Origin of the sequence: Halobacterium hubeiense, assembly GCF_001488575.1 — an archaeon.
GTDB classification, from domain to species: Archaea; Halobacteriota; Halobacteria; order Halobacteriales; family Halobacteriaceae; genus Halobacterium; species Halobacterium hubeiense.
The window spans coordinates 1,074,636-1,094,670 of the sequence record NZ_LN831302.1; the positions used below are offsets into that span (position 1 = coordinate 1,074,636).

Annotated in this window: 19 protein-coding genes, 1 tRNA gene and 1 pseudogene; 9 read left to right on the plus strand and 12 right to left on the minus strand. The window is 64.1% G+C overall.

Translation table 11 applies throughout. From position 1 onward, the window contains the following. The 5 genes from cheA to HHUB_RS05535 all read right to left on the minus strand — a co-directional run bounded on the left by cheA (position 1) and on the right by HHUB_RS05535 (position 4,760). Positions 1–2,049, minus strand: a complete 2,049-nt coding sequence (gene cheA, locus HHUB_RS05515; RefSeq protein ID WP_059056590.1) for a chemotaxis protein CheA — start codon at positions 2,047–2,049, stop codon at positions 1–3. Beyond that, a complete protein-coding gene (cheB, locus tag HHUB_RS05520; protein ID WP_059056591.1) occupies positions 2,050–3,096 on the minus strand; it encodes a chemotaxis protein CheB in 1,047 nt (348 codons plus the stop codon). Continuing rightward, the gene (gene cheY / locus HHUB_RS05525) at positions 3,093–3,455 is read right to left on the minus strand and encodes a chemotaxis protein CheY (RefSeq protein ID WP_059056592.1); all 363 of its coding nucleotides are present in this window, start codon (positions 3,453–3,455) and stop codon (positions 3,093–3,095) included. Before cheY ends, cheB begins: the two co-directional genes overlap by 4 nt. A gap of 47 nt (positions 3,456–3,502) precedes the next feature. After that, a complete protein-coding gene (locus HHUB_RS05530) occupies positions 3,503–4,045 on the minus strand; it encodes a chemotaxis protein CheW (RefSeq protein ID WP_238324017.1) in 543 nt (180 codons plus the stop codon). A gap of 67 nt (positions 4,046–4,112) precedes the next feature. Further along, a complete protein-coding gene (locus tag HHUB_RS05535) occupies positions 4,113–4,760 on the minus strand; it encodes a DUF7500 family protein (protein WP_059056593.1) in 648 nt (215 codons plus the stop codon). 160 nt (positions 4,761–4,920) lie between these two features. Between HHUB_RS05535 and HHUB_RS17325 the strand changes: the two genes are divergently transcribed. After that, positions 4,921–5,130 carry a S8 family serine peptidase gene (locus tag HHUB_RS17325; protein ID WP_059056594.1) on the plus strand — a complete coding sequence of 70 codons (210 nt, stop codon included), beginning with the start codon at positions 4,921–4,923 and terminating at the stop codon, positions 5,128–5,130. A gap of 58 nt (positions 5,131–5,188) precedes the next feature. Next, positions 5,189–6,090, plus strand: a pseudogene (locus tag HHUB_RS05545) (DUF7544 domain-containing protein). 29 nt (positions 6,091–6,119) lie between these two features. Here HHUB_RS05545 and HHUB_RS17335 read toward each other — a convergent pair. The 3 genes from HHUB_RS17335 to HHUB_RS05555 all read right to left on the minus strand — a co-directional run bounded on the left by HHUB_RS17335 (position 6,120) and on the right by HHUB_RS05555 (position 9,083). Then, positions 6,120–6,323, minus strand: a complete 204-nt coding sequence (locus HHUB_RS17335; RefSeq protein WP_370683884.1) for a type II toxin-antitoxin system RelE family toxin — start codon at positions 6,321–6,323, stop codon at positions 6,120–6,122. Positions 6,324–6,400: 77 nt separating this feature from the next. Then, a complete protein-coding gene (locus tag HHUB_RS05550; RefSeq protein ID WP_059056595.1) occupies positions 6,401–6,670 on the minus strand; it encodes a ribbon-helix-helix domain-containing protein in 270 nt (89 codons plus the stop codon). 118 nt (positions 6,671–6,788) lie between these two features. Continuing rightward, positions 6,789–9,083, minus strand: coding sequence for a DEAD/DEAH box helicase (locus HHUB_RS05555; RefSeq protein ID WP_059056596.1), 2,295 nt, complete (start codon positions 9,081–9,083; stop codon positions 6,789–6,791). A gap of 109 nt (positions 9,084–9,192) precedes the next feature. Here HHUB_RS05555 and HHUB_RS05560 point away from each other — a divergent pair, with 109 nt between their 5' ends. The 3 genes from HHUB_RS05560 to HHUB_RS05570 all read left to right on the plus strand — a co-directional run bounded on the left by HHUB_RS05560 (position 9,193) and on the right by HHUB_RS05570 (position 11,639). Then, positions 9,193–10,290: a pyridoxal phosphate-dependent aminotransferase gene (locus tag HHUB_RS05560; protein WP_059056597.1), complete on the plus strand. Its 1,098-nt coding sequence runs from the start codon at positions 9,193–9,195 to the stop codon at positions 10,288–10,290. Positions 10,291–10,356: 66 nt separating this feature from the next. Next, complete coding sequence (locus tag HHUB_RS05565) at positions 10,357–10,647, plus strand: PRC-barrel domain-containing protein (RefSeq protein ID WP_059056598.1); 291 nt, start codon at positions 10,357–10,359, stop codon at positions 10,645–10,647. An 83-nt stretch (positions 10,648–10,730) separates the two neighbouring features. Beyond that, a complete protein-coding gene (locus tag HHUB_RS05570) occupies positions 10,731–11,639 on the plus strand; it encodes an AEC family transporter (RefSeq protein ID WP_059056599.1) in 909 nt (302 codons plus the stop codon). 11 nt (positions 11,640–11,650) lie between these two features. Here HHUB_RS05570 and HHUB_RS05575 read toward each other — a convergent pair whose 3' ends face one another. Beyond that, positions 11,651–13,108, minus strand: coding sequence for a DHH family phosphoesterase (locus tag HHUB_RS05575; RefSeq protein ID WP_059056600.1), 1,458 nt, complete (start codon positions 13,106–13,108; stop codon positions 11,651–11,653). A 219-nt stretch (positions 13,109–13,327) separates the two neighbouring features. Between HHUB_RS05575 and HHUB_RS05580 the strand changes: the two genes are divergently transcribed. From HHUB_RS05580 to HHUB_RS16545, 3 genes are all read left to right on the plus strand, one after another. Next, positions 13,328–13,401: transfer RNA gene (locus HHUB_RS05580), tRNA-Lys, on the plus strand. Between the two features lie 567 nt (positions 13,402–13,968). Next, on the plus strand, positions 13,969–15,615 hold the full coding sequence (locus HHUB_RS05585) for a hypothetical protein (RefSeq protein ID WP_197570635.1): 1,647 nt from the start codon (positions 13,969–13,971) through the stop codon (positions 15,613–15,615). A 549-nt stretch (positions 15,616–16,164) separates the two neighbouring features. After that, on the plus strand, positions 16,165–16,794 hold the full coding sequence (locus HHUB_RS16545) for a hypothetical protein (RefSeq protein WP_157533980.1): 630 nt from the start codon (positions 16,165–16,167) through the stop codon (positions 16,792–16,794). Positions 16,795–16,949: 155 nt separating this feature from the next. Here HHUB_RS16545 and HHUB_RS16050 read toward each other — a convergent pair whose 3' ends face one another. Further along, positions 16,950–17,201: a hypothetical protein gene (locus HHUB_RS16050; RefSeq protein WP_082687179.1), complete on the minus strand. Its 252-nt coding sequence runs from the start codon at positions 17,199–17,201 to the stop codon at positions 16,950–16,952. A 250-nt stretch (positions 17,202–17,451) separates the two neighbouring features. On the opposite strand from HHUB_RS16050, the gene HHUB_RS05590 reads away from it, so the two are divergent. Continuing rightward, positions 17,452–17,907, plus strand: coding sequence for an SWIM zinc finger family protein (locus HHUB_RS05590; RefSeq protein WP_238324022.1), 456 nt, complete (start codon positions 17,452–17,454; stop codon positions 17,905–17,907). Between the two features lie 173 nt (positions 17,908–18,080). Here the strand turns inward: HHUB_RS05590 and HHUB_RS05595 are convergent, their stop codons facing one another. Further along, on the minus strand, positions 18,081–18,497 hold the full coding sequence (locus HHUB_RS05595; RefSeq protein WP_059056602.1) for a hypothetical protein: 417 nt from the start codon (positions 18,495–18,497) through the stop codon (positions 18,081–18,083). Positions 18,498–18,765: 268 nt separating this feature from the next. After that, complete coding sequence (locus HHUB_RS05600; protein WP_059056603.1) at positions 18,766–19,788, minus strand: tyrosine-type recombinase/integrase; 1,023 nt, start codon at positions 19,786–19,788, stop codon at positions 18,766–18,768. Positions 19,789–20,035: the final 247 nt, after the last annotated feature.

Below are 20,035 nucleotides of genomic sequence, written 5' to 3' on the forward strand. Positions count from 1 at the left end.
TTAGAGAGTCGACACGTCGAGGATGGTCACCACGTCGCCCTCGCCGAGGACGGCCGCGCCCGACAGGCCCGGAATCCCCGAGAGGATGCCCTCGAAGGGCTTGACGACGACCTCCTCCTGGCCGCGGACGTCGTCGCAGTGGACCGCGACCTGCCGTTCCGTGTCGCGGATGCGGACGAGCATCCCGTCGTCGTCGCGGGTGTCGCCCGGGACGTTCAGCGCGTCGCCGAGCCGCACGAGCGGGTAGACGGTCTCGTCGTACGTGATGACTTCCTCGCCGTCGACGGTCTTCACCTGCTTCATCCGCGATATCTCGTCGACGGTCTTGATGGGGATGCCGTACTCCTCGCCGCCGCTCTCCACGAACAGCACCTTCACGATGGCGACCGTCACCGGCAGCGTCATCGTGAACGTCGTCCCCTCGCCGGGGACGCTGGAGACCGACACCGAACCGTCGAGCCGCGAGACCGTGTCTCGGACGACGTCCATCCCGACGCCGCGCCCGGAGACATCGGTCACCTCGTCGTTCGTGGAGAACCCGGGGTGGAAGACGAGGTCCTCGACCTCCGCGTCGGTGAGCTCGTCGGCCTCCTCGCGGCTCATGATGTCCTTCTCGACGGCCTTCTCGCGGACGCGCTCGCGGTCGATGCCGCCGCCGTCGTCGCGCACCTGGATGATGACCTGGTCGCGGTTGCGCTCCGCGGACAGCGTCACCGTCCCCTCGGGGTCTTTGCCGTTCGCCTCGCGCACCTCCGGCGGCTCGATGCCGTGGTCGACGGCGTTGCGCAGCAGGTGCATCAGCGGGTCGCTGATCTCAGTGAGGATGGTGCGGTCGAGTTCCACGTCGTCGCCCTCCACGACGAACTCGATGTCCTTGTCCTGCTCGCGGGCGAGGTCCCGGACCAGCCGCGGGAACTTCCCGACAATCTTCTTCATCGGGACCAGCCGCATGTCCATCACGGTGTCCTGGAGGCTCCCGGAGATCTTGTCCAGCTCGTCGAGCTCGTCGTCGACCTGCCGGTCGCTGCCCTCCATCCCGCGGCGGAGCTTGATGCGCGTGGTCACGAGCTGTTCGACGAGCCCATGGAGCTCGTCCAGCTGGTCGACGTCCACGCGCACGGACTGAATCTCGGTGTCTGTGGACGCCATCGCGGAGTCGCCGTCGTCGTCCGCTTCGTCCTCCGACTCGTCGTCGGCGTCGTCGGCGTCGTCGGCGCTGGCCGCGTCTGCGGCTTCCTCGTCGCTCTCCGCGGGTTCCGGCTCGACGCTGTCGTCGGCGTCGTCGCCCGCTTTCTCGTCCGCCTCAGCCGCGGCGTCGTCGGTGAGCTCCGTGACCGTGGCGTCGTTCAGTTTCGGGAACGAGTGGACGGTCGCGGCGACGTCCGCGACGTCGCTGGCGACGACGAGCTCGAAGCCGTCGTCGTAGTCGCCGTCGTTGATGGCGTCCGGGCTCGGGTCCGTGCCGAGGAGGTCAAACTCCTCTTGAGCAGCCTCCAGCACGAACATTCCGTCGACGCCCTTCATCTGGGAGTCGCTCATGTCCACGTGGACGTGGAAGACGCGCCGGTCAACGTTCGCGACCGTCTCGCGGTCCACGATTGCGAACGGGTCGGCGTCGGGGGTCGAGGCGGCGTCCTCGGCGGCGTCCTCGGTCGCTTCCGCGGGCTCGTCGCCCGCTTCGTCGAGCACCGCGCGGACGGACTCGACGGTGTCCGAGACGTCGCGCTCGACCTCGCCGTTGGCCTCGATTTCGTCCAGACACGCCTCGATTTCGTCGACGCCCTCGAAGATGCGGTCCATCCGGTTGCCGGTCACTTCGAGGTCGCCCTGTCGCATCGCGTCCAGCAGGTCCTCGACCGCGTGGGCGAGGTTGCTGGCTTCCTCGAAGCCCATCGCGCCGAAGTTCCCCTTCAGCGTGTGGGCGGTCCGGAAGATGGCGTCCATCGCCTCCTCGTTGCCGGGGTCGGACTCCAGTTCCAGCAGCGCGTTGTTCAGATTCGTTACGTGTTCTTCGCCCTCGCGCACGAAGGCTTCCAAGTAGTCGTCCATTCAGGTACTCCTCCGTATCGAGTCGGTGATTGCTTCGGTGAGTCGGTCCGCCGGCAGCACCTCGTCCACGCAGCCGGTCTCGATGGCGCGCTCGGGGATGCCGAACACCGCGCTAGTCGCCTCGTCCTGTGCGAACGTCGAGCCGCCGGCGTCCTTGACCGCACGGATGCCGTCGGCGCCGTCCGTGCCCATCCCCGTCAGCACGACGGCGACGAGCGGGTCCATGATGTGTTCGGCCGCGGACTCCATCGTCACGTCGATGGCGGGCCGCACGCTGTGGCGGCGCTCGCTCTGGTCGAGGCGCACCCGCAGGCGGCCGTTCGAGTATCCGGACACCTGCATGTGGTAGTCGCCGCGCGCGACCAGTCCCTCGCCGCCGCTGATGCGGTCGCCGTCAGCGGCCTCCTTGATGTCGTACTCGCTGGTCTGGTCGAGGCGGTTGGCGAACCGCGACGTGAACTGGTCGGGCATGTGCTGGACTATCAGCACCCGGAATTTCGCCTCCCCGGGGAGCGCGCTCAGAATCGACTCCACGACGTTCGGGCCGCCCGTGGACGCGCCGATGAGCAGCGTCGGGTTCTCAACGTAGTCGGCGTCGGCGGCCGGCGTACTGGTCGTCGGCGCCGACTGCTGGACGTCGTGGCCTGCGGTCGGGTCCGCGGCGGCGACGTCTTCGACGGCCGCGACCAGCTCCTCGCTGTGGCCCGAGAGCTCCGTGGAGATGGTGCCGCCGGGCTTCGCGAACGTGTCTACGGCGCCTTTCTCCATCGCTTCCAGCGTCGCGTCGGCGTCTTCGGTGGTCAGCGCGGACAGCATCAGAATCGGCGTCGGGTGGCGCTCCGTGATGGCTTCGACCGCCTCGATGCCGTTCATCTCCGGCATCTCGACGTCCATCGTCACCACGTCCGGGTCGAGCTCCTCGACCTTCTTGACGGCCTGCTTGCCGTTGGCCGCGGTGTCGATGACCTCGACGCCGCCGTTCTCCAAGATGTCGCTGATGACCGTCCGCATGAAGTGCGAGTCGTCGACCACCAGCGCCTTCGTCATGCCGCTAAGACGTCGGAGATGGCGTCCATGACGCTGGGCTTCTGGAACGGCTTCGTGATGTAGCCGTCGGCGCCGGCCTTGACGGCCTTCTTCATCTTCTCCTCCTGCCCGATGCTCGTGCACATGATGATGTGCGCGCTCGGGTCGTGGTTCTTGATTTCTGAGGTCGCCTCGATGCCGTCGCGAATCGGCATCACGATGTCCATCATCACGAGGTCGGGGTCGTACTCCTTGTACATCTCGACGGCCTCGACCCCGTTCTCGGCCTCGTCCGCGATTTCGAACTCCTCTTCGAGAATCTCGCGGAGCAAGTTCCGCATAAACTCCGAGTCGTCCACCAGTAGGACCTGCTTCGCCATGCTTCCCTCGTTTGGGGAAGGGGCTAATAAACCCTCCTCACCGATTATCAGCGCTGATTGTCGCCGTTTTCGGTGTCCGCGACCGCGTCGATGAGCTGGTCGATGTCCAGCCACAGCACGAGGTCGACGTCGGCGTCCTCGATATCGTCGTCCTCGTCCAGTTCCTCGGTGAGCTTCCGGATGACGCCCTTCACGAGGTCGCGCTCGACGGCCGCCGTCCCGATGCGGCTCACGTCGTCGCCCGTGTCGACCTGCAGCTCGGGGTAGTCCGAAACCTCCGTGACTTCCGCGACCCGTAGTCCGATCTTCTGCTTGTCGTCGGCGCGGTCGAGCACGAGGATGTTGTCGGAAGCGAGGTCGCCCTCGATGGCGAGGAACTCCCGCGGGTCCACGATGGCCGTGGTCTCCCCGCGAAGATCCATCACGCCCTCGACGGCGTCGGGGGCGCGCGGGACGCGCGTGACTTGCTTGGATTCGACGATGCTGTCGACGGCGTCGATGTCGATGGCACAGACCTCGTTGCCGAGTTCGAACTCGACGACGTGAGCGGCCGTGTCGGCCTGCCGCTCGCCACTCTCCAGATTCATCATGCCCGTGAGACGGACGACCACCGATAAAACCCTTTCGTGGCCGTTATCAGCGCGGAAAACCGGGCGACTACCGGCGCTTCGGGAAGACGAGGCCGTCGTGCTCTGAGACCGTCTCCACGAGGTCCGCGATGGAGTCGTCGGGGCCGAGGTCGTGGGCTTCGAGGTACGCGACCAGCCGCGAGGTCGGGTAGCGCGCCTGTACGCTGGACTCGGAGAGCAGGATGCCCAGCGCCTCGTCCACGGGCGTGCCGGCAGCGACCTGCTGGGCGTACCAGACGAGCAGGCCGTCGAACGCCGCGCCGATGTCGTCGGTCGCGAGCTGCTGGTGGTTGACGGAGTCGCCGGACTTGGCGGCGATGCGGTAGGCGTACTCGCTGTCGTGCTCGTCGAGTTCGTCGACGAGCCACCGCTTCACGTCCCTGCCGGTAATCTCTTCGACGGCGTCCGTGTCGTCGGAGGTCGCCGACTGTTCGGGCGTTTCGTCGGCGTCCTCGATGTCTGACTGGTCGGGTTCGGTGGCGGTGTCGTCGCCGTCGCTGGTCGCGTCGTCGGTGCTGTCCCCGTTGTCGTCGGTCTCTGGGGTGTCTGGTGGACCGTCGGGGCCGATGACGTACCGATCCTCCCCAATCGAGGCGACCTCCTCGCGGGCTTCGATGTCGAGCTCGTCCGGGGAGAGGACGGTTTCGTCGGCGTCCGGGTCGCCGGATGGGGCCATACCCCGAAGTTGGCCGCGGGCGGTCTAAAGTCTATCGCGGGTTCGCATCGGGAAGACGCGCGGTCGGCGGCAACGCCGACCAGGAGGAACTCGCCGCGGGCAACGACGCCGCCTACAACAACCTCGTCTACTCGACGGTGTACGAGACGACGGCGAGACCGTGCCCGCGTACGGCTGGAAGACCTGCACGTCGATGGCCGCCCCGCAGGTCGCGGGCGCGGTCGTGCTCGTGCGGTCGCAGCGCCCGGACGCCAGCGCCGAGGAGGTCGAGGCGCTCATCCAGGAGACGGCCAGCCAGCCCGAGGAGGGCGAACTGTACCACGGCGCCGGCCACCTCGACCTCGACGCGTTCGTGAAGGCCGCCGAGTAGCCGACATCGCGCCCGAGCGCCACCTAGCTTTTTCGCGGCCCGCGTCGAACAGCCGCGCATGTCGTGGGACGCGGCCGAGTCGCTAGACGAGGCGCTCGGCGAGACGAAGTCGCTGCTGGTGCCGTTCGACGCGGGCGTGTGGGCGCGCCTCGCGGTCGTCGCGATGTTCGCGGGATTGACGCCGCCCCAGACGCCGATGGTCTCCGTGGAGGTGCCGCCACAGACGGTCGTCGAGTACGGGGACGCCGTCACGCGACCCGCGTTCCTCGCGGCCGCGGTCTCCGTGCTCGCGATAGCGGTCGTCGTCGCGCTGGCGCTGGCCGTCGTCGGCTCCGTGATGGAGTTCGTGCTCGTGGACGCGCTCCGCTCCCGGAACGTCCGCGTCCTCGCGCCATTCCGCCGGCACCTCGGCGCGGGGCTGCGGCTGTTCGGCTTCCGGCTGCTCGTGCTCGCCGCTGTCGCGCTCGCGGTCGCCGGCGTCGTCGCGCCCGCGGCGCTGGCGGCGACCACGGGTGCGGTCCTCTGGCTGCTCGCGCTCGTCGTGACCGTCCCGCTGTTGCTCGTCGTCGGCGCGGGCGCGGCGCTCGTCTCGGAGTTCACGACCGCGTTCGTCGTGCCGCTGATGGCCGAACGCGGCGGCAGCGTCCTCGACGGGTGGCGGCACCTCTGGCCGACGCTGCGCGCGGAGTGGCGGAGTTCGGCGTGTACGTGCTCGTGAAAGCCGTCCTGCTGGTCGGCGCCGGCGTCGTGTTCAGTCTCGCGGGCGCGGTCGTCGCCGTGCCACTCGGCCTCGCCGTCTTCGGCGCCGCGCTCGCGCCGGTCGCGCTCGCCGCGGTCGCGGTCGCGGCGCTGGTCGGCTTCCTCCTGCTCGCCGCGGTCAGCGTCCCCGTCGTCACCGCGCTGCGCTACCACTCGCTGTCCATGCTGGCAGCGTCTGACGCCGAGTTCACGCTCCGGTGAACTTCTCGTCGGGACCGCGTCGACGCGCGCTAATCGTCGTCGCTGCGGTAGGCGTCGCCGACACGTTTGCGGATTCGGAGCACGTACAGCGTGTTCGAGTCTCGGTCGGCGCGACAGCCGAGGCGGAACGGACCGACGCGGAGCTTCTGGTGGGGTGCGCCTTGCAGTGGTTCGAGGTAGTCGAAGGGGTCACGCCACGGGTCCTCGACTACCTCGTCGAGCTTCGAAGCGATTCGCTCCTGTGCGTACGCTTCGAGGGATGCGAACTGTCAGTCGGTAGTCTCGGTGAGTTCCCAGTCCTAGTCGTCGCTCATCCGTCGTCGAGGTCGTACTCGTCCTTGATAGCGTCACTGCTACGGGTGCGGTCTTCCTGAATGTCAGTTTCGCCGGCGAGCATCGCCTTGAGGTCCGCGCGGTTGAAGTCGGGGTGTTTCACGGCGTCACGGAGAACGTCGCGGATGAACTCGCTGCGGCTGTTGTACCCTTCCTCTTGCCACGTCGCGTCGACGTCGTCGAGGAAGGTTTCGGTGATGCGGATGTTCACGGTTGTCTTCTCCGGGGGGTTCTCGGCTTCGGCCATTATGTGTTGAATTTGTGTACCAAAAGCACTTACAGCTATCGGTGGTCCTGGAGACAGTTCGAAGCACGAGCGACAGCAGACGCACCGAACAGCGTTCGTCGCGAGTGAGTAGGGTAACTTACGTAATCGCGTCGAGCAACTCGATTGCCAACTGCTTGTCGAGCGGGTCGTTGGCGTTCCCGCACTGCGGGGACTGCACGCACGCCGGGCAGCCGTCCGCGCAGTCGCAGGCTTCCAGCATCGCGAGCGTGCGCTCGGCCAGCTCTGCCACCGAGTCGAAGCCCGCGCGCGCCAGCCCGACGCCGCCCGGGTAGCCGTCGTAGATGAAGATAGTCGGGCGGCCGGTGTGCGGGTGGACGGGCGTGGAGAGCCCGCCGATGTCCCCGCGGTCGCAGAGCAACTCCGTGGGGAACATCGAAATCATCGCGTGCTCGGCGGCGTGAATCGCGCCCGGGAGGTCGCCCGCCGCACGCAACTCGGCCTCGACGTCCGACGGCACCGTGTAGTAGAGCGCACGCGTCTCTAGCGTCTGCTCGGGGAGGTCGAGGCTCACCGTCGCCTCCGACTCGCCGCGCTTGGCGTTCCGACGCTCGTAGCCAGTCACCTGCTCGGTGAGCGTGACGTCCGCGAACCGTACGGGCACGTCCTCGCGGGCGAACGGCGCGCGCTCCTCGCGGTCCTCGCGGACCTCCATGTCCTTGTCCGTGAGCACGCGCGTGTAGTGGTCGGCGTACGTCGGCTGGAGGTCCGCCACGTCGTTGGCGAGGTCGAGGTCCACGACCTCGTAGCGCTGGCCCTGGTGGTGGTAGATGGCGCCGGGGTGGGCGTCCCGGAGCGCGTCCGAGAACTCCATCGTCGCAATCGTGTCGCCCGAAGGGTCCAGCAGTCGCACCTCGCGGTCGTCGATGGAGCGCAGGCTCATCTCGTGCTGGGGGCTGCCGTCGCCGGCGTACGTCCAGCGCGTGCCGTGCTCCGTCTCGCGGCGTTCGATCACGCCCCGGCTTTCGAGTGTTCGCACGCGCTCGGCGAACCGCGGGAAGTACCGCTCGTCCTCGGGCGAGAGCCAGTTCTCGCGGGCCGCGGACGCGACGTGCGGGTCCAGCAGGTGTTCGTTCGCGGGGTCCACGATGGCGTCCTCGGGGTCCCCGTCGAACAGCTCCTCGGGGTGGTTCATCACGTACTGGTCGAGCTGGTCCTCGCCAGCGACGAGCGCGACGGCGGCGGGGTCGGTGCCCCGACCGGCGCGGCCCGCGCGCTGGAACGTGTTCATCTGCGTGCCCGGGTAGCCGTCGAGGAGGACGGCGTCGAGGCCGCCGACGTCTACGCCGAGTTCGAGCGCGCTCGTGCTCCAGACGCCGCGGAGGCTACCGTCATGGAGGCCGGCTTCGAGGCTTCGCCGGCGGTCGTCCGTGAGTGCGGCTTGGTAGGCCGCAATCTCGCCGGCGAGGTCGTGTTCGCCGCGGTCGCGGAGGTCGTCGGCAGTGCCGGTGGCGTTGCGCTCGGCCCCCTGCCGGGAGCGCGTGAACGCCAGCGTCTGGTGGCCGCGCATCACGAGGTCGGCCATCAGGTGCCGCGTCTCGACGTGCGAGGAGCGGCGCCGGCCCTCGCCGCCGGCTTCCTCGGGCGGATTCCACAAGAGCCAGTGCCGCGGGCCGCGCTCGCTCGTGTCCTCGTCGACGAGCGCGAACCCCGACTCGGGCTTGCCGGTCACGCGGGCCGCGTGCTCGACGGGGTTGCCGATGGTCGCCGAACAACAGACGAAGTCCGGGTCGGCGTCGAATCGCTCGCAGACCCGCCGGAGTCGGCGCAGGACGTGGGCGACGTGGCCGCCGAAGACGCCGCGGTACTCGTGGACCTCGTCGAGCACCACGGTTTCCAGCCCAGAGAAGAACCACTCCCAGAGCCGGTGGCCGTGGGGCAACAGCGCGTAGTGCAGCATCTCGGGGTTCGTCAGCAGGACCGTCGGCCGGCGGTCCCGCACGGCCTGTTTCTCCGAGCGGGAGAGTCGGCCCGTGTACGTGTCCACTTGCACGCGGCTCCCGAACCCGAGGTCGCTGGCGAGCTCGGAGAACGTCTCCTGCTGGTCGGCGACGAGCGCGTTCTGCGGCGCGACGTAGAGCGTGCGGCCGCCGTGGTCCATCGCGCGCTCGAACGCCGGCACCGTGTACGCGAGACTCTTCCCGCTCGCGGTCGGCGTCGCGACCACCACGTCGTCGCCATCCCTGACCGCGCTGATAGCGTCGGCTTGGTGCTCGTAGAGCGCGTCAATACCGCGCTCCGCGAGCGCCGATTCGAGGCGGGATTCGAGGTCGACGTCCCGCGTGCTCGCGTCGCGGCCGGGGAGCGTGCGCTCGTCGACGAGCTGGCCGTCGTAGTGCGGTCGGTCCCGGAGCCAGTCGGCGAGGTCGTCCACACCAGTAGGTCGGAACTTGGCGACTTAACGGCTTCCGGTCGTGGCACTCGCTTCGGCCGGCTGCGCCGGAGCGACAACTTCTTTCCCACCGCGGGACCGAGAACGGGACATGTTCCCGCGGCTGGAGTACCTCGAATGGATTTCCGGGCGGCCGGAGGTCGCGCTGTACGACCTCGCGTCCAGCGACCTGCGCGGTGACCGCGACCACGAGCCCGAGGCGGTCCCCGAGCCGCTGGATGGGCTCTCGGACCCGCCGAGGGGCGCGACCCTCGAAACCCAGATTGCCGGCGAGTACGGCGTCGAACCCGAGCAGGTGCTGGTGACGCCGGGCGCGACGATGGCGAACGTCGTCGCCGCCGCGACCGCGCTCGGCCTCGGCCCCGACGAGGAGCCCGAGGAGAAACAGCGCGTACTCGTCGAGAAGCCCAGCTACGAGCCGCTCGTGAAGACGCCGGCGGCGCTCGGCGCCGAAGTCGACCGGTTCCTGCGCGGCGAGGTCTACCGGCTGGACGTCGAGCGCGCGGAGAAGGCGCTCACCGACCACACGGAACTCGTCACGGTAACCAACCGCCACAACCCCAGCGGCTCGCTGGCCGAGCGCGACACGCTCGCGGACCTTGCGACCGTCGCCAGCGACGCTGGCGCGCGCCTGCTCGTCGACGAGGTGTACGCGCCGTACGTCACCGAGCCCCGCGACGGACCGTTCGGCGGGCCGACCGCAGCCGGGCTCGACGACACCGTGGTCACGAGTTCGCTGACGAAGTTCTTCGGGCTCGACGACCTCCGCATTGGGTGGCTGGTCGCGGACCGCGAGTTCGTCGAGCGCGCGCACTCGGTGTCGATGCACTTCCTCGGCGTCGCGGACACCAGCCGGGCGCTCGGCCGGCGCGCGCTCCACAACAAGGACCACCTCGCCGAGCGCGCGCGGACGTTGCTCGCGGAGAACACCGAGTTGTTCGAGGCGTTCCTCGCGGAGCGCGACGATGTCGAGGGGTTCCTCGCGGAGGGGTCGACGTTCGCGTTCCTCGACCCCGACAACGTCGACGGCAACGAGCTCGCGGCCGCCGCGTGGGACGAGGGCGTCCTCGTCGTCCCCGGCCGCTTCTTCGGGGCGGACGAGCGCATTCGCGTGAGTCTCGGACGCAACCCCAGCGAGGTCGCGCCCGCGCTCGACGCGCTCGGCGCGGTCCTCGACCGCTTCGAGTAGCCGCGTCGGACGCCTGTGGGACGCGAGCCTCGAACACTTATGGGGCACCGCGACAATCACCACGACATGGACTCCGAAGCAGACGAAATCACCTCGCTTGTCGGCCGCGAGGTGTACTCGAACAACGGCGTCTTCGTCGGGGAAGTCGAAGACGTCCGCCTGGACCTCGACGCGGAAGTGGTGAACGGCCTCGCGCTCAGCGAACTCAACGCCCAGCTGTTCGCGGACACCGAGACCGGGAAGAAAGGCGTCATCATCCCGTATCGGTGGGTGCGTGCAGTCGGCGACGTGGTCCTCATCAACGACGTTATCGAGCGCTACGAAAGCCCTGACGAAGATACCGAACTCGCCGTTTAGCCGTTCTAGCGACTGACTTCCGCCCGCTCGCAGAGGCGTCCTGAGGCGAACCGCGTAAGGCCCCGCATCCGTTCAGCGGAGATATGGAAGTCGTCGGCCGGTTGCTCGCGCTGCTCGTTTTGCTGCTCGTCGGGACAGGGCTGCGCGTCGCCGGCGTGCTCGACGCTACCCGCACCGAGTGGCTCAACGACGCCGCGTACTACGTCGCGCTGCCCGCGCTCGTGTTCGTGTCGACGTACGACCGCGACGTCGCCGAGCTCGTCTCTCCCGCCCTGTTCGGCGGCCTCCTGTTCGTGCTGTTCGCGACCGCCACGGTCGCGTGGGTCGTCCACCGGAATCAGGCCGAGCGCCGCCGCCGCAGCGTCGCGGTCACGCAGTCCTACCACTCGAATCTGGGCTACCTCGGGCTGCCGCTGGTCGCCGCGACGTTCAGCGACGACGTGACCGCGGTCGCGAGCGTCGTGCTCGGCGTCGTCTCGCTCGTGCAGGTGCCGCTGACGGTGTTCGTCCTCACGACCGTCAGCGACGCCGACGCCTCGCTCGCCGAGGAAGTCGCGAAACTCGGGCGCAACCCCGTGTTGCTCGCGCTGGTCGCGGGGCTGGTCGTCGGGTCTGCCGGCATCGGGCTCCCCGGCCCGGCGACTGCGGGGTTGGACCTGCTGGGGACGCTCGCGCTCCCCATTGCGTTGCTGTGCGTGGGGGCGTCGCTGGAGGTCGACCTGCCGAACGTCGACGTCGGTGCCACGGGCGCGGTCGTCGCGCTCAAAATCGTGTTGATGCCCGCGATAGCGTGGACGACGTTCTCGCTCCTGAGCGTGGACGCCGCGACGTTTACCGCCGCCGTCGTGATGCTCGGCACGCCGACCGCGGTGTCGACGTACGTGTTCGCGAACGAACTCGGCGGCGACGAAGCGTTCGCGTCCCTGAACGTCTTCGTCACGACGCTGGCGTCGATCGGGACGCTGTTCGTCCTCATCAGAGCCGTCGGCTGAACGCCACAGAACTAGTTGCCGTTCGACCCGCTGGAACTCTCGGACTCGACGCCCATCGCGTCGAAGAGCTTCTGCGTGACCGCCTCCTCGGTCAGCGACAGGAGGGTCTCGCGGTTCTCCTCGGTCGCCTCGATGCCCGTGAAGATGCCGAGCGGAATCTCCGCGGACGCCTGCGTGGAGTGGCCGGCGGCCTCGCCGATGTTCTCGAAGGCGTCGCTGAGCACGCGCCCGATGTTCAGGCGGATGTCCTTCGAGCGCGCCGCCAGATAGATGGTGTCCTCGACGATGCCGAAGACGGCAGTCGTCGTGATGCCCTCCAGATTCAACAGCTGGGAGGCGGCCTGCGCGAGCGCGTCCCGGTCGCTGATGAACCCCGCGTTCGAGACAAGGTGGCTGCCTTGGACCTCGCGGTTCGCGATGGCTTCCGCGAGCACGTCCAGCGTCTCCGGGCTCATGTTCGGCGACTCCACCTGTTCGAGGGTGTCGTGGTCCGCGAACGGGTAGAGGTACGCCGCCGCGGTGAGGTCCGCCGGCGTCGTATCCCGGCGGAAGTCCAGGGTTTCGGCGCGAATCCCGTACAACAGCGCTGTGGCGACCTCCTGGCTCACCGAGAGGTCGAACTCCTGAATGTACTTCGTGAGGATGGTGGAGGTCGCGGAGACGTTCGGGCGGATGTCCGCGAACTCCGCGTCGAACTCCTCGTCGACCTCGTAGTGGTCGAGGAAGATGTCGACCTCGCGGTCCAGCGACACCTCTCCGGCCTTCGCCGGGTCGACGAGCGCGACCGTGTCGTAGTCGTCGATGTCGACGTCCTCGTACGGCGTCAACTCGATGTCCAGCAGGTTCACGAACGCGCGGTTCTCCTGGTGGCCGATGTCCCCGAAGTAGAGGATGTCCGCCTCCACGCCGAGGTGGGCCGCGATGGCGTTCAGCGCGGCCGCCGCGGCGATGGAGTCCGGGTCGGGGTTGTCGTGCGTGACGATCGCCAGCCGGCCATCAGTGCCCTCGATGACATCCGCGAGCTGGCGGGCTTTGTACTCCAGTTCGCCGGACTCGAGCGCGCGCAACGCCGCGTCCGCGATGACCGACGACGGATTGATGACGACGTCCGCGCCCAGCTCTGTGAGTTCGTCGCTGGTCACGGGGTCGCTGGCGCGCACGACGACGAACTGCTCGTCGTTCCGCCCGCGGATGTTTGTCACCGCAGCTTCGTTCGCTTCGACGTCCGAGGCCATGATGAGGACGACGTCGCGGTCCGCGACCAGTCCTGCGACCTCCTCGTCGCGGATGTCCGCGACCTGCGCGTTCAAGTCCTGGTCGCGCAACGCCTCTACGCGGGCCTCGTCACGGTCCACAATGAGGACGTCTTTACCTCGTTCGACCAACTCCTCGGCGACGGCGTGGCCGACGCTCCCGCAGCCAAGGATGGCGTACGTGGACATCGAGGAGATGGTTGCCCGGCTGCTCATGATGTCTACGGTTACCGGCGGCCGTCACTTAACCTTCCCGACCTGCCGCCAGCCCACCGGGGATTCCGGCCGCGGAGTGGCTCACCGCCGTGTTTTCCGCGGTCGGTTTCGCGGCGCGACGCGGACCCCGGTCGACCGGTCGAATCCGGATGCAGTCGCGGGACTGTCGTCGCGAATCAGAACGTATTTGAGTCACAGCGTCGAACGATAGGATGCGTTGGGCCGGTAGCTCAGTTTGGCAGAGCGACGGACTCTTAATCCGTCGGTCGCGTGTTCAAATCGCGCCCGGCCCGCTTTCTCGAAGACGGATACTGAGTCAGACTGTTAGCGGCTGAACTGTTACTTCGTAGGGTTTCCGGCCATTAGAAGGTTCGGATACACCCACCGTTTCGACGTTAGTTCGTTTCGAGTCTGATGCGCGTGCGTGCCATCCAGCGTTTTTCCAATAGCCGAGAGTTGATTCAGTACATCTTGCCGTGTTCCACTCCATCGAGTCGTTGGTTCACGATGTTCGTGGGCTGAGGATGCGCCACTACGCTGGAAGTAGGCGAGAAGCGGGAACTTCGCCGCGAGGAGTTCGGGATGGCGTAGCGAACACGGTTTCGACCCATCCTTGGACGTGACTCCCCGGGTTTGACCGTCCAAAACCACCTTGAATCTCTTTAATTTCTCTCGCAGGTATCTCGACGCTTTCCACGGGTTTTCGGTATCTTTTTGGCGCTGGCTCCCCTTTGTTTGAGTGAAGGCTTTTCGCGGAAGACTACATCGAGCAGTCACGACTATCGCAGTCTGTTCCACGGTTCTCCGCATAGAGCGCGAGGATTGTCGTTCCGCTGAGAGTCTTCTCCATCCTTCGACCTATGAGTACAGATACATCTCCGCCGTCAACAGCGACCAGTACAGCGACAACATCCAGCAATAGTGACCTCCCGTGCGTACAGTACGGCTTTCCCGAGGGCGCGCATCGAGCGCCGAAACTCCAGACAATTTACGAGCCAATCCCCGATAACGCCGCGACCGCCAGCCCCATCTACAAAGTGCCGAGAGAACAGTACGAACGCCAAGCCGAGTTCGAGACAGGCTACGAAGTAAAGGGAGGTTCCTCAATAGCAACCGAGATTCAGGACGAGTGTGAGGACGATGACCGCGTCCTCTACCCCATCCACATCGAATCCGACGCATACCACGAGGAGGGGCCGGACACGCTTCTCTCGTGGTTCCGGGAGTTCGTAGAGGACTACCTCGGAGTCCCGTTCAGCACGTGTAGGTTGTACTTCTCAGGGCGACGTTCCATCCACGTTCACGTTCCTCGGTTCGTGTCCGGTGAAGCCGAACGAAAGCGGCTGAAGGAATTGGCTGAGTCGTACTGCGAGGAGGGCGGGGCAGACCTCGACTTGGGACTGTATTCGCGGAAACGCCTCTTTCGGCTTCCCGGCGTCGCACACGCGGATACCGGCATCCCGAAGGTCGAAATCGAACCAGAGTGGGACAGAACCCGCATCTTCCGTGAGGCGAACGGAGCGAACCCAAGCACGCCTGCAACGTACGCGGATGTACTGTGGGATGTGTTTGGACAGGAACGCCTGACAGTAGGGACAAGCGTCTTTGACGTGGACACCTCGCAGAGTCTGTTTCGGGTGCTTGACCCCGAGAAGACGCTCTTGGAGTTCACGCGCGACGAGGCGGAGGACGAAATCGAGACTCCCCTCATCGAGCAGGTGGCGTATCCCGACGACCCTGCTGATGTTCCAGAGTGGTCGATGTACAACACGCAGGAGTTCTCCCCGTATGCCCACGCATCCGGGAATCCTCGTAGTGTCGCGGCGCTTCGCGTGAAAGGCGGGGCGTTCGCCCGAGAGGGCAAGCGTGGTGGTGCGACGATGGTGCCAGCGTACTTCTACGGTGCGGTCGGGTGTAACGGCGAGTTCACGAAAGCAGACGTTCACGCGCCGCTCCAGTTGTCGAAGAAGGATTACCGGAAGTGGGACTACGCACCGGGGGAAAAGGTCGTCATCATCGGCGGGAAAAGCGGAAGTTCCCGAATCTTCAACGTCTCGTCGTGGGATGCCACCGTGGTCGGCCACGCGCTCAGAAGCGATAAGGGCCGGCGAGATACCGCGCTCAACCATCTCTCCGAGCGGGGATACGATGTTGGAGCGTCCGGTTCTACGGTGTCCGGCTCGGAGCGTACGACCGCATCGAGGGCGGCGACTTCCGACGATAAACCACGGACAATCTGGCCTGCTCGTAAGAATCCCCAATCGAAAGCGGAAGCACTCCAGCGGAAAGCCGAACAGGATGGTATTGGTACGCTGTCACATAACGAACGAATTCGTGTTGCGTGCCGCCATCTCAGGTACGGCTGGCAACCGACGTGGGAGTGGTTCAAGGAGCAGTACGGCTCCACGTTCAAGCCAGAGGTCACGTGGCAGTTCCTCAAGGGGATAGTCGAAGAACCCGATTTCGAGAAGTATGACGACGTAGATGTACCCCCGAAACCCACGTGACACCTCTGACGCTCGTGGACAACTGCATAGACGGCGTTCCCTATCCACGAGACAACCCCATCTATGAATGGTTGCACCTCTTGTTCTTTACTCCCCATACAACAACACAACACACCCACTAAGTTATGGTGCGAGAACGCTGTACGGCGAAGGGGTAACACTGACCATCGAGGACGCCACTTATAAATGGGGCTACAGGCTTTCCGCAACCAACTTCTCCACAGAGAATGACGCAGTCCATAAACGCCAACAACAGGCTGGTCACGCCGTCCAAACGCTCTGTGGTGATTCCCCGGTGGTACAGTATGGAAGACCGTGAGAGGAATGAGGAGCGCTACTACGACCGTCCATACTTCCCGTTTCGTTATTCCCAACTCCCCTGAATTTCGCCGTCTCACGCGAGTCGTTGACGGCGGCTAATAGATAGTCAAATGATGGGTATGGGGGAGCGTAGTATCAGTCAGTCTTGAAGTGAGTTTATTGTGTGTTTCGGCGTCCCACAAAACACTTTATTGCTGGTCGGGAACTAACAGTATGCGCCGTGAATTGATGGTCGTCCTTCTCGTTCTGCTGGCTGGCTGTAGTGGGCTGAACGGAGGCGCTCCCTCCACGCAACCAACAGAGACTACGTCCGTAGTCCCAACAACTACATCCAGCCCGTCAAATACGACGCCGACTGGTGCGACGCCGAGTAATACCGTTATCTACACCGCGCTCTCAGACACCGAGCAACAAGCGTTCGATGCCGCCAAGCAACGAGCAACTGGGTTCGCACCCGACTCTGTCCGTGAGTCACCGTACGTCAATCGAACGTACTTCCCCACTGACGCCAAGGCGGTTTTCCAGAACCACGAGTTCGTCCAGAAAAATGGGTCGTACTATCAACTCTCGTGGGACGCTGGGCCGACGTTAGCCACCTATGATATTCAGGTAACCGAACAACAGCCGTCGGAAAATGCGTCCGTCGTTGCTCTCGAAAATCTTTCGTCGGAGGTAAGAGAGCCAGTCCAGAAGGCAATCGAGAATGGCTCATACGATACGCCGTTCGGCAAGTGGGACTCACTCCCGGAGAGTTTGAGTAACGCTGATTTCGTCCGAGCGAACGGAACGCACTACAAACTCGATGTCATCGCGGGTGATTTCTGGGCCGATGAAATGCGCGCAGAACCGGTCGAATAGGCGGAGCGCTACTTGATAAAGACGCAGACCTACTGAACCGGCGTTTCACACCGAAATAGGTTGCCGAAAACTCTGACTCTCAGCCAGAAATTTCGCAGACGAGGTTACTTAAATACGCGCTCGCGTGCGCTCGTTGATGTTCTAACTGGTGGGGGTTACTGCATCGAGTCGCTTGTCCCTTCCCCCTCGCTCGATGTGCTGGTACTCTCTGGTTCACACACTACTTCGTGGAGTTCCGCGTAGAGGTCGGGGTGGTTCTCTCGGAGTACCTCCACGTCGGTCGTGAGTTCGTTCTCAATCTTACGTCGGACTCGGGAGATGGCTTGATAGCGGAGGTCTTCATCGACGCTGTCTCCGCCCTTGATGAGTTCGCGTTCTCGGTCGGTTAGCAGGGCGCGTCTCGCCATACGCCAACCTACGTGCGTGCGTCACTTAGTGGTGTCCGTATTAGGGAACGTTCCCGTATGTGGGAAGTATTAAGTTGGTGGCGGATAGACTACTGGGTACGAAGCGTGGTGATGCCATCGCAGAATGGCCGTGTGCTGGTACACACGACCGCGCTTCGCTGGACACGAAGCGATGAAATCTAACACCGCTACGGAAGAAAAGCGTACCGCTGTCGAACAGTTGAATTTCGGTGCGAAGACTGCGAAGCGTGTGGGATGGGAGTCCTACGAGTTCACGGTCGTCGGCCCGCATCAAGTCGAAGTCACGAACGCATCGTGGGGACACGAGAAAGCCGACCACTCCTACGTCGTCGGCATCGAGGAGCGCGACGGCGTCCCTGTCCCGACTGAATGTGGCTGTAAGGCCGACCAGTACCGCGAGGACTACGACTGCAAGCACAAGGTTGCACTCGCGTCAGTCGGCGGCCCCGTCGTTCTACAAGCCGCTGTTGAGTACGCGACCCCCACGGTGGACGCCGACGAAACCACCACGCAAACGCTGGAAGACAAACTCCGCGCTGACGGTGGTATGATTGCCGAGGAAAGACACGAGGATGGCGCGGGCGTCATCGAAGCGAAACCTGCCGAGTGTGACTGCGACGACCTCCGCGACGACTTCCCCTGCTGGCCGTGTGTGAGAACCGGACGGCGAGAACTACCCGAGTAGCGCCACGGAGTGAATTACTGCATCGAGTCCGGGTTATTCTTTCCCCGCTCGATGAACTGAGACCCTACGATAGGTACAGTATAGAAGTGTATCAACGGGAACTCGAAAATAGCGCTATTCTTCTCCGCCTTCCGGTGACGTTTGACGGCGATTGTTGATGTTGCGTGGTTCGCTTAGTTCGTGGAGAATCTTTCGTAGACGAGTGCGAGGCCGATAGAGAGAATAGTGATTGGAACGGCGAACAGCAGGGTTAACGGTACGGCTTCGACGACTGCTTCCCTGAGGGGGCTGGGTGCAATGTTCCCAAGTTCAACGAGTCGAATGAAAACTGCGTAGATGGGAGCGAAGACGATGAGGAAGGCGACCAGAACCCCTCGATTCTCGTGATAGTAGTATGCAGCGGCCAGTAGGAGCAACACTACAACTCCGCCTTGAGTAGTGTTCACGAGGAGGGGGACAATATCTGTGTCATATAGGGACGAAATGTAAACTACTGAGAATACTGCTACTGAGAGGAGGACTGCTATCGCAGTTCTATCGACCTCTTGACCGAAGCAGTATTCCACAATATTTGTCTTCGACACTTTCATTGACGGTAGAATGGCCGAGTAGTAGAAAACTCTTTTCCGGTAGGTCTGGTGTCCGAAACGCAATTCACACACCTACCTAACGGGTGTTCCATAAACGAGGATGTGAAACGAACCTATCTATAGACTCCCTTGATGACTTCTACTACACACACACACACCAACACTAAGTTATGGTGTGAGAATCACGGTAAGGCGGAGTGGTAGTAACACCATCAGCGAAATCGACTATTTAAAAAGATTAGCCGGGTATCCCTTCCAGCACTTCGACTTAGATGTTATCGAAGTATCCTCGCCGGTTCTTCATCTCCTGTTTCTTCGTACGTTTGTCGTAGTGTTTCTTCAGCACATCCGCGCTTACATCCATCCGCTCGGATACGGCTTCAATCGGGACTTCACTCCGCCGGGCGTGCGTGATTGCTCCTTTTCGCAGAGAGTGGGACGCGTGTGAGGATGGACACTTTGAGGCCGCGTGATAGGAGTTTGCCGCGTCGCAGTCCTCGGGGTCGCGGTCGTGGGGGCAGTCAAGTCCGTACTCACAGGGACGGGTAGCGCGGTAGCAGTTACTTCGGATAGAGGTCTTCGAGATACGGCCCTGTCGCGTCGTCATTAGTGGTTTTCGACCGGTGTCGTCGGTTTTGGTAAACCGATGATGGTCGATGTAGTCCTGTACGATTTGGTTGACCTTCGGTTTCAGGGAGACGACGCGCTGGCCTTCTTTTCCGTTCTTTAGCGGAGTTCCATCGTCCGGTCGGTGATGGACTTCAAGCGTGCGTTCGTTGTTGTCGTAGTCATCGAGGTCGATAGCACGGAGTGCACCGTTTCGCATTCCCGTGTGCCACAGTAACTCGAAGATGACGTGTTCGCGCTGAGAGTAGTTGAAGTTCCGCTGATACTCGATGATGGCCTGCGCGGTATCAGCATCCACGAAGTCGTCGTTCACGTCCTCCTTGTTCTTCATCGTCGGCGGGTCGATGTAGTCCGACAGACCGGGCTGGACGGCGTCGATGCTCTCGCAGAAGTCGATGAAGACTTTGAGCGTACTCAATTGGGTAGCCATCGTGACCTTGTTGCAGTCGCCTTTCTCCCGCCGCCACTTCTTGTACTGATGGAAGTGCCGCCCGCTGAGGTCGTTCATATTGGTCACGCCGCCCTCGGTATCGCACCATTCAACGAACGGGGAGAGTCGATACTTGTGCGCTCGATAGGTAGCGTCGGCCAGTTCGCCGCGTCGGTTTTCGAGATACCATTCCTTCGCTTCCTGCGGGTCGATTGGCTTGAGGTCGGGTGTCATTAGTGGGCCTCGCGCTCAGCACACAAACAGCGACACCCCGGTATCCGTCGATTGCCGAACGCCCGCGTGCGGTGCGTAGAGGGCGTGAGGCGTTCAAATCGCGCCCGGCCCGCTTTCTCGAAGACGGATACTGAGTTAGGTTGTTAGCGGGTGAACTGTTATTTTACACCACACGATTTCCACCTGTTCGTTACCTCCGTCCCTCGAAATAGATAGAAATCTGAAATAGTTGTTGTTTGGCTGAGCA